Annotated in this window: 6 protein-coding genes; all 6 read right to left on the minus strand. The window is 73.7% G+C overall.

The features are described from left to right. Nucleotides 1-140 precede the first annotated feature (140 nt). Complete coding sequence (locus ACSNOK_RS25860) at nt 141-458, minus strand: STAS domain-containing protein (protein WP_436783176.1); 318 nt, start codon at nt 456-458, stop codon at nt 141-143. A gap of 17 nt (nt 459-475) precedes the next feature. Beyond that, on the minus strand, nt 476-1,825 hold the full coding sequence (locus ACSNOK_RS25865) for a PP2C family protein-serine/threonine phosphatase (RefSeq protein WP_436783177.1): 1,350 nt from the start codon (nt 1,823-1,825) through the stop codon (nt 476-478). Further along, nucleotides 1,822-2,625 (minus strand): alpha/beta fold hydrolase, encoded by an 804-nt coding sequence (locus tag ACSNOK_RS25870; protein WP_436783180.1) that lies wholly within the window; start codon nt 2,623-2,625, stop codon nt 1,822-1,824. Before ACSNOK_RS25870 ends, ACSNOK_RS25865 begins: the two co-directional genes overlap by 4 nt. 82 nt (nt 2,626-2,707) lie before the next feature. Next, entirely contained in the window at nt 2,708-3,271 is a 564-nt protein-coding gene (locus tag ACSNOK_RS25875; RefSeq protein WP_436783178.1) for a phosphatase PAP2 family protein, read from the minus strand. Nucleotides 3,272-3,416: 145 nt separating this feature from the next. Next, nucleotides 3,417-5,945: a SpoIIE family protein phosphatase gene (locus ACSNOK_RS25880; RefSeq protein ID WP_436783181.1), complete on the minus strand. Its 2,529-nt coding sequence runs from the start codon at nt 5,943-5,945 to the stop codon at nt 3,417-3,419. Between the two features lie 194 nt (nt 5,946-6,139). Further along, a partial coding sequence (locus tag ACSNOK_RS25885) for a HAMP domain-containing protein (protein WP_436783179.1) occupies nt 6,140-9,790 on the minus strand: 3,651 nt, incomplete at its 5' end.

The raw sequence follows: 9,790 nt of genomic DNA on the forward strand, positions 1-9,790 counted from the left end.
GGGCAAGGCGGGGGCCGGGGCGGAGGGCATCCGTACAGCTTAAATGCGCCAATGAGGCGAAAAGTCCGTTTTCCGTGGTGAGTTCACTCACGTGACGGCGGTCATGCGGCCCGTCGTACGGCCGGCCGACTCCCGGCCCCTCAGCCCTCCCGGATCGTGAAGACCCGGTCGAGCCCGACGACGCGCAGCACGCGCAGCGTGTTCGCGGGGACGGAGCTCAGGGCGATGCCCGCGCCGGCGGCGAGGGCGTGCTGGCGGGCGGCGAGGAGCGCCGTGATGCCGGTGGAGTCGCAGAACTCCAGCCCGGACAGGTCGACGACCAGGCACTGGTCCGGTCGCAGGGCGAGGCCGGCCACCTGGCGGCGCAGGGCGGGGGCCCGCTCGTAGTCGAGGTCGCCGGCCACGTGCAGGACGGGACCGGCGGCGGTGTCGCGGTGGGTGATGTGCAGAAGGCTCATGGTGTGTGCGGGGGGACTCACGGGGTCGGAGGCGGTGTCGGACGCTCGGGCGGACGGGAGGCGGCGGGGACGCCGAGGGCGAGGAGCGCGGTGTCGTCGTCCAGGCCGTCGCCGAAGCTCTCCAGCAGCCCGGTCAGCGCGGCGATCGTCTCCTGGGGCGAGGCCGGCGCGCGGTCGGCGGCGAAGGCGCGCAGGGCGTCCTCCCCGTACAGATCGTCGCGGTTCGGCCCGGTCCGGGCCTCGGTGAGGCCGTCGGTGTAGAGCAGGAGCGTCTCACCGGGGCCGAGGGTCAGCCGGGCGGTGCCGACCGGGGCGGTGGGCAGGATACCGACGAGCAGTCCGCCGGGGGTCGGCAGGTAGTCGGCGCGGCCGTCGGCGCGCAGTACCAGGGCCGGGGGATGGCCGCCGGAGGCGAGGTGCACGGCGGCGCCCTCGCCGTCGGCGCCGGGCTCGACCACCCCGAAGATCACCGTGCAGTAACGGGGATCGCCGCCGCCGGCGTACCGGTCGTGCAGGACGGCGTTGAGCGTGGTCAACGCCGCGGCGGGGTCGGGGTCGTGGAGCGCCGCGGCGCGCAGGGTGTAGCGGGTGAGCGAGGTCAGCGAGGCGGCCTGCGGGCCCTTGCCGCACACGTCGCCGAGGAAGAACGCCCAGCGCTTGCCGTCCAGCGGGAACAGGTCGTAGAAGTCGCCGCCCAGCCGGTCCGCCGAGGCGGTGTGGTAGTACACGGCCGTCTCCAGGCCGGGCACCGCGGGCAGGGAGTCGGGCAGCAGCGACCGCTGCAGCACGGCGAGCGCGTCGGCCAGCCGGACCCGGTCGGCCTCGGCCTGCCGGCGGGCCTCCTCGGCCTCCGCGTGCGCGCGCTCGGCCTCGGCGCGGGCCCGCTCGGCCTCCTGGCGGCGGTGCAGCAGCTCCTCCTCGTACGCGCGCCGGTCGCGGGCGTCGAAGACGGTGGTGCGGATCAGCAGCGGCTCGCCCGTCCCCCCGAACTTGATCACGGAGGAGACCAGCACCGGCAGCCTGCCGCCGTCGGCGGTCTTCATCTCCAGCGCGATGCCCCGGAGTTCGCCCTGCATCCGCAGCAGCGGCGCGAAGTGCGTCTCGTGGTACAGCTTCCCGCCGACGGTGAGCAGGTCGGTGAAGCGCCGGCGCCCCACCACGGCCGCTCGCTCCAGGCCCAGCCAGTCCAGCAGCGTGGCGTTGATCTTGGCGATCGTGCCGTCCATCAGCGTCGACAGATAGCCGCAGGGGGCCGACTCGTACAGTTCCTCCGCGCTGTCCTCCAGCAGGGCGGTGAACGCCGCGTCGGTGTGCGCCCGGTCGCCGGCGCCGGAGCGCTCCGGGCCCTCGCCCCTGGGGCGGTTCACGGCAGCTCCGCCAGGAAGGCGAGGATGGCCTCGGCGGTGGCCTCCGGGGCGCTGAGCTGCGGGCAGTGCCCGGTGGCGGCCAGGGTGACCAGGCGGGACGAGGGGATCGCCCGGTGCACGAAGGCGCCCACCTCGCGCGGCGCGATGACGTCCTCGGAGCACTCCAGCACCAGGGTCGGCACGGCCACGCTCTTGAGGTCCTCGCGGCTGTCCGACAGGAACGTCGTCCGGGCGAAGACGCGGGCGATGTCCGGGTCGGTGGCGCAGAAGCTGTTGGTCAGCTCCCGCCCGAGCTCCGGACGGTCCGGATTGCCCATGATCACCGGGGCCATCACGGAGGACCAGCCGAGGTAGTTGGACTCCAGCGAGGTCAGCAGCTCCTCGATGTCCTCCGCGCCGAACCCGCCGCGGTAGTCGCCGTCGTCGATGTAGCACGGCGAGGGGCCGACCATCACCAGCGCCCCGATCCGCTCGGGGGCGTCCCGTGCCGCCAGCACCCCGACCATGGCGCTGACCGAGTGCCCGACGAACACCGCCCGCTCCAGATCCAGCTCCTCGCACACCTCGACCACGTCACGGGCGTAGCCGTCCAGCGAGGAGTACCGCTCCTCGCTCCACGCGGACAGGTCCGAGCCGCCGGAGCCGACGTAGTCGAACAGCACCACCCGGTACCGTTCGGCCAGGGCCGGAACGGTCAGGCGCCACATGTTCTGGTCGCACCCGAAACCGTGCGCGAGCACCACCGCCGGTCCGTCGGCGGGGCCCGTGACCGTCACGTTGTTCCTGCGCTGGATGTACATGCCAGCCATCTTCACATCCCGTCGGCGACGTCCGTCGGGCGGTCCCGGCGAACGGCCTCCGCGCCGCTTCCCACCGGGCCCGTCAGACCGGGAGCAGGTGCCGCGCCAGGCGAACCGACAGCCGGGGCAGCCGGCCCGTGGCCCAGGCGGAGGCGGCGCCCAGGACCGCGCCCGCGGCGACGTCGCTGGGGTAGTGCGCGCCGCTGTGCACCCGCTCGGCGGCGACCAGCGCGGTCGGCACGGCGCACAGCGCGCCCGCGCACGGCCAGGCCCGGCCGACGGCGGCGCAGAAGGCGACGGCGGCCGCGGTGTGTCCCGAGGGGAACGACGAGCTGTCGGGGCGCTCCTCGACGCCGTCGTGCGGGACGAGCTCCCGCGGCGGACGCCGCCGGCGGAGCAGCGGTTTCACGACGCCGTTCGAGAGCAGTTCCGCCGCCCCCATGGCCGTCAGCCCGGCCACGGCGGCCCGCCGGCCCCGGAACCCGCCACAGGCGGCCAGGGCGAGAGCCGCACCCCACCACAGCTTGGTGTGCTCCGCCGCCTCGCCGATCACCGGGCGGGCCCGCTCGACGAGGGGATGGCGGCAGGAGGCCAAGCGGTGGGTCAGATGCCGCTCGACCGCGCTGAGGTCTTCCACGTTTCCCATGGTCGCACGGGTGCCCGCGCCGGACGGGGTGATGCGCCGGCGTCGGGCGGCCCCGGGCGGGGAGCGCCCCGGCCCGCCCCTTCACCGCTTTTCGCGGGGGTCCCCCACCCCCCGAGCCCTTGAACGCCGGACGGGCCGGCTCGGCTCAGCTCACCGGATCCGGCGAGCGCAGCCGCACGCCCACCACACACGTGTCGTCGTCCGTGTCCGAACCGCTGTGCGTGAGCAGGCGGTCCAGCCGCTGCTCCAGGGTGGCACCGCCCCGCGCCGCGGTCGCCACCAGCTGGTCCAGACTGTCCTGCAGGGAGCGGTCCTTCCGCTCGATCAGCCCGTCGGTGTACAGCAGCAGGACGTCGTCCTGTTCGAGCTGGATCTCACCCTCCTCGTACTCCGTCTCGCCGATGGCCCCGAGCAGCAGCCCCCGCACCAGCGGAATGGTCTCCGCCCGGCCGCCGCGGATCAGCACCGGCGGCAGGTGGCCCGCGCGGGCCCACCTCAGCACCCGGGTCTCCGTGTCGTACAGCGCGCAGATCGCCGTGGCGGTGACCTGGTCGGTGAGGTGGTGGGCGACGAGGTTGAGCCAGCCCAGGAGCTGGGCCGGGCCGGCGCCCGTGGTGGCCAGGCCCCGCAGCGCGTTGCGCAGGGCGACCATGCCCGTCGCCGCCTCGATGCCGTGCCCGGCGACGTCCCCCACCGACAGCAGGACCCGCTTGGACGGCAGCACGATCGCGTCGTACCAGTCGCCCCCCACGAGGCTGTCGTCCTCGGCCGGCCGGTAGCGCACCGAGATGTCCAGGTCCGGGGCGTCGATCGGGCCGTGCGCGGGCGGCATGATGGCCTGCTGGAGCTGCCGCGCCAGCCGGTTCCGCTCGGCCGTCCGCTGCTCGCTGTAGGCGAGCTGGTCGCGGGTGGCGGCGAGCGCCACCTCGGTCCAGTGCTGGGCCGAGATGTCCTGGAACGCTCCGCGTACCGCGACGAGCCGGCCGTCGGCGTCCAGCACGGGCTCGGCGACGACGCGGATCTGCCGGGTGATGCCGTCGGCCCGCTGCAGCCGGAAGGCGGTCGACGCGGGCCTGCGGTGGTGCAGCACGGTGCGCAGGAAGCGGCCGATGGCGGCGGTGTCGTCGGGGTGGGCGAGGCTGGAGAGCTGCTCCAGGGGGACCGCCGGCGCGGTCGCCGGCAGCCCGTGCAGGGAGAAGAGCTGCTCGCTCCAGAGGATCCGGCCGGTGACGTAATCCTCCTCGAAACCGCCGATCCGGCCCAGCCGCTGCGCGTGCCGCAGCAGATGGGCCAGGCGGGCCGGCTCGCCGGCGGGCCGCCAGACGAGCAGCACCTCACCGCCGTGCCGGCTGATGCTCACGTCCGTCGTGGTGGGCACCCGCACCTGCCCGACGATCGCCGTGAACGGCATCCCCTCGGCGCGGAACGGCTCGCCGGTGGCGTGGACGTGCTCCACCTTGGCGAACAGCCCGTTCTCCTCCGCCGCCAGGGGATACGCCTCCAGCAACAGGGCACCGGCGACCGCGCCGCGCGGCCGGCCCGCCGGGTCGGTGAAGCGCGGATTGGCGTGCCGGATGCGGAAGTCGACCAGCCGCCCCTGCGCGTCGGACTCGGCCCGCAGCACCAGCGCCGGGTCGTAGAGGCTGTCGGCCAGCTCGGTGAGGTCCGGACCGGGGCCGGCCGGCACCGGCATCGGACGGCCGGCCGGAGCGGCGGGGAGCGTCTCCAGCGTGTGCGCGACGAGCTCGGCGAGCGCGTCGATCTGTCGCCGCACGGCGGGCAGCCGCCGGCCTGGGGCGCCGGGCCAGCAGATCTCCAGCACCCCGAGGATGCGCCCCTGCGTCTCGACCGGCACCGTGACCCGGCCGCCGCCCGGCAGCAGCCGGTGGGCCACCGACGGCAGCCCGGTGGCGGACAGGTCCTCGAACCACAGCTGGTCCCGGGCGGCGAGCGCCCGCCGGGCGGGGGTCGCCACTCCCGGCGGTACGTAGTGCCAGCGCACGGCCTCGTCCGCCGGGATGCCCGCGTACCCCGCCAGGTGCAGGGAACCGCCGGACCCGGCCACCCAGATCGCGACGGCCGTCGCGCCGAGCGGCGTCAGGGCGTGCTCCAGCAGCGACCGGGCGACGGCCTGGGTGTCACCGGCGGCGAGCGCGCCGCTCTCGGCCGTCCGCAGCCGCACCGCGACCGAGGCACCGGCCGCGTCGCCATCCGGTTCCGCGCCACCCTCGGGGTCCTCGGCGTCCCCGGCCGTCCGGGCGAGGAAGTCGTGCGCCGCCTCGGAGAGCCGGTCCCGCGCCGCCTGGTTGACGATGTCGGCGGCCAGCTCCAGCGGCGGGACGCCGGCGGCCCCGGCCAGCTCGACCAGTTGCCGTGCGGCCTGGACCGGGCTCAACCGCAACCGCTCCACCAGCACACCCTTGGCCATCTCCAGCAGCGCCCGCCCGTCCGCCTCGGCGTGGGCCCGCAGCACCTCCTCACGCAGCCGCGCCACCGTGGCGGCCAGCCGCCCCAGCTCCGAGGCGGTCTCCGCGACCGCTTCCCCGGCATACGTCCGGACCGGGTACGCGGCGGGTACGAGCGCGCCCGCGGACTCCCCGGCCGGGCCGTCGTCCGGCGCGCTTCCGGCACCGGCGACGGGCCGGGAGCCGGTGCCGGAACGCGGCGCCGGCACCGGGCCGCCCGGGGCGGCACCGCCGGGGAAGGGGACGTCGTCGCGGGACGGGAGGTCGTCGCGGGAGGGGATGTCCCGCCGGTGGCTTTCCACTTACGACGCTCCTCGGTGACGGCGCCGGCGGTTCCGACGACATGGGTGGTACGGACAGCACGGACGATACGGGCGGCGGACGCCGGACGGCGGCCCGGAGCTCACGGCGCCAGCCTGCGGCGGATACGGGCGATCAGATCGTCCGCGTCGACCGGCTTGGTGACGTAGTCGCTCGCCCCCGACGCCATCGTCTTCTCCTCGTCGCCCGGCATGGCCTTGGCGGTGACCGCGATGATGGGCAGCTCCGCGTAGGCGGGCATGGCGCGGATGGCGGCCGTGGCCGTGTACCCGTCCATCTCCGGCATCATCACGTCCATCAGCACGATGTCCACCTCGGGATGGGTGGTGAGCGCCTCGATCCCCGCCCGCCCGTTCTCGGCGTGCAGCACCGTCATGCCCTGGAGTTCGAGCATGCCGGTGAGGGCGTAGAGGTTGCGCGCGTCGTCGTCGACGACCAGGGCCGTCCGGCCGGCGAGCACCGGGTCGTGGCCCCGCCCCCGCGGCTCCGCGGCGGCCGGGCGCGTCCCCCGGCTCGCGGACGCGGCCGGCGGGACGTCGCCGGGCCGGGCGGCCGACAGGTGCAGGGCGATCCGCTGCCGCAGCTCGTCGAGGCTGGACAGCAGATCCAGCGGACGGCCGCCGAACCGCTCCTGGAGCTCGCGCTCCCGCTCCGGCCCCACCGTCCTGCTGTTGTGCGCCAGCACGGGGACCGTGCGCAGCGCCGGATCGGCGCTCAACGCCTCCACGAACCGCAGCACCTCCTCGTCCGGCATGTCGAGATCCAGCACCACGCAGTGGCAGACCTCGGTGGCGAGGACGGTCGCCGCCTCCTGCGCGCCGACCGCGCTGATGATGTCGACCGTGTCCGGCGTCGTCCCGCCGTCGGCGGGCACGAGGCCGGCGCGGGCGCTCTCGGCCACCATCGACAGCAGTCCGCGCGGCTGCTGCTCGATGACGAGCAGCCGCCGGTGGCGCGGCACGGGCGGCGCGCTCTCCGGCAGGCCGGGCCGCGCCCCTTCCGCGTCCGCCGTCCCGGCTCCGGCGAGCGGTTCGCCGTCGGGGGAGTGGGCCGCCAGCTCGTGGAAGTCCGGCCGGGCCACCGGCAGATAGAGGGTGAACGTGCTGCCCTCGCCCGGCACGCTCTCGGCGATGATCGAGCCGCCGAGCAGGTACGCGATCTCCCGGCTGATCGACAGACCGAGCCCGGTGCCGCCGTACTTGCGGCTGGTGGTGCCGTCCGCCTGCTGGAACGCGCCGAAGATGGCCTCCAGCTGGTGCTCGGCGATGCCGATGCCGGTGTCCCGCACCCGGAAGGCGACCGCTGCGCCGTGGCGCCGCACGGCGGGCGGCAGCTCCGAGCCGGTGACGGGCTCGATGATCAGCTCCACCTGGCCGGTCTCGGTGAACTTCACCGCGTTGGACAGCAGGTTGCGCAGCACCTGGCGCAGGCGCGAGTCGTCCGTCAGCAGGGCGACGGGCACGCCGGGCTCGGTCAGTACGTCGAAGCCGAGGCCCTTCTGGCCGGTCATCGGCCGGAACGTCGACTCAACATAGGCGAGCAGCCGGCGCAGCGGCACCCACTCCGGGGAGATGTCCATCTTCCCCGCCTCGACCTTCGACAGATCGAGGATATCGTTGATGAGCTGGAGCAGGTCGGAGCCGGCCGAGTGGATGATCTCCGCGTACTCCACCTGTTTCCCGGTGAGGTTGCCGCTGGGGTTCTGCGACAGCAACTGCGCCAGGATCAGCAGGCTGTTCAGCGGAGTGCGTAGCTCGTGGCTCATGTTGGCCAGGAACTCCGACTTGTACTTGGAGGCGAGCGCGAGCTCCTGCGCGCGGGTCTCCAGCTCCTGGCGGGCCTGCTCGATCTCCAGGTTCTTGGTCTCGATGTCCCGGTTCTGGCGGGCGAGGAGCGCCGCCTTCTCCTCCAGCTCGGCGTTGGAGAGCTGCAACTCCTCCTGCCGGACCTGGAGTTCCTCGGAGCGGGCCTGGAGCTCGGCCGTCAGCCGCTGCGACTCGTCGAGGAGCTCGTCGGTCCGGGCGTTGGCGACGATGGTGTTGACGTTGACACCGATGGTCTCGCGCAGCTGCTCCAGGAAGTCCCGCTGCACGGGCGTGAAACGGTGGACGGAGGCCAGCTCGATGACGCCGAGCACCTGGTCCTCGACCACGATCGGCAGGACCACCAGGTGCGACGGCTCGATCAGCCCGAACCCGGACGGCACGGTGACCGACCCGGGCGGCAGGTCGTCCACCGCGATCGTCCGGCGCCCGGCGGCCGCCTGCCCGACGAGCGACTGCCCGAAGGAGAACCGCGGCGCGTCCGCCCCGTCGCCGCGCTCCGGGTGCCCGTACGCGCCGATCATGCGCAGCGACGGGCCGTCGTCCGCCTCCTCGGCGAGGTAGAAACCGCCGTACTGCGCGCCGACGAGCGGGGCCAGCTCCTCCATGACCAGCCGCGCGACCAGGGTGAGGTCGCGGTGGCCCTGCATCATGCCGGACGTCCGCGCCAGGTTGGACTTGAGCCAGTCCTGCTCCTGGTTGGCGCGGGTGGTCTCGCGCAGGGACCGGACCATCGCGTTGATGTTGTCCTTGAGGTCGGCGACCTCGCCGGACGCCTCGACGGTGATCGACCGGGTCAGGTCGCCTTCCGCGACCGCGCTGGTGACCTCGGCGATCGCCCGCACCTGACGGGTGAGGTTCCCGGCCAGCTCGTTGACGTTCTCGGTGAGCCGCTTCCAGGTGCCCGAGACGCCCTCGACCTCCGCCTGGCCGCCCAGCCGGCCCTCGCTGCCGACCTCGCGGGCGACGCGGGTGACCTCGGCGGCGAACGACGAGAGCTGGTCGACCATCGTGTTGATGGTGGTCTTCAGCTCCAGGATCTCGCCGCGGGCATCCACGTCGATCTTGCGGGTCAGGTCGCCGTTGGCGACCGCCGTGGTGACCTGTGCGATGTTGCGGACCTGGCCGGTGAGGTTGTTCGCCATCGAGTTGACGTTGTCGGTGAGGTCCTTCCAAGTGCCCGCCACGTTGGGCACGCGCGCCTGGCCGCCGAGCATCCCCTCGGTGCCCACCTCCCGGGCGACCCGGGTGACTTCGTCGGCGAACGCCGACAGCGTGTCGACCATCCGGTTGATCACGTCGGCGAGCGCGGCGACCTCGCCCTTCGCCTCCACCGTGATCTTCTGCGACAGGTCGCCCTTGGCCACCGCCGTCGCCACCTGGGCGATCGACCGCACCTGGCCGGTGAGGTTGGACGCCATCACATTGACGTTGTCCGTCAGGTCCTTCCATGTGCCCGAGACGCCGCGCACGGTCGCCTGGCCCCCGAGGTTTCCCTCGGTACCCACCTCGCGGGCGACCCGCGTGACCTCGTCCGCGAAGGAGGAGAGCTGGTCGACCATCGTGTTGATGGTCTCCTTCAGCTCCTGGATCTCCCCCCGGGCCCCGACGTTGATCTTCTGCGAGAGGTCGCCCTTGGCCACCGCCGTCGTGACCTGGGCGATCGACCGCACCTGGGCGGTCAGGTTGTCGGCCATCACGTTGACCGACTCGGTGAGGTTCTTCCACGTCCCCGAGATGCCCTTGACGTCGGCCTGGCCGCCGAGTCTGCCCTCGGTGCCGACTTCGCGGGCGACGCGGGTGACTTCGTCGGCGAAGGCGGAGAGTTGGTCGACCATCGTGTTGATGGTGTTCTTCAGGGCGAGGATCTCGCCGCGCGCGTCCACCGTGATCTTCTGCGACAGGTCGCC

Origin of the sequence: Streptomyces sp. URMC 126 (genome assembly GCF_051386555.1) — a bacterium.
In the GTDB taxonomy this organism is placed as follows: domain Bacteria; phylum Actinomycetota; class Actinomycetes; order Streptomycetales; family Streptomycetaceae; genus Streptomyces.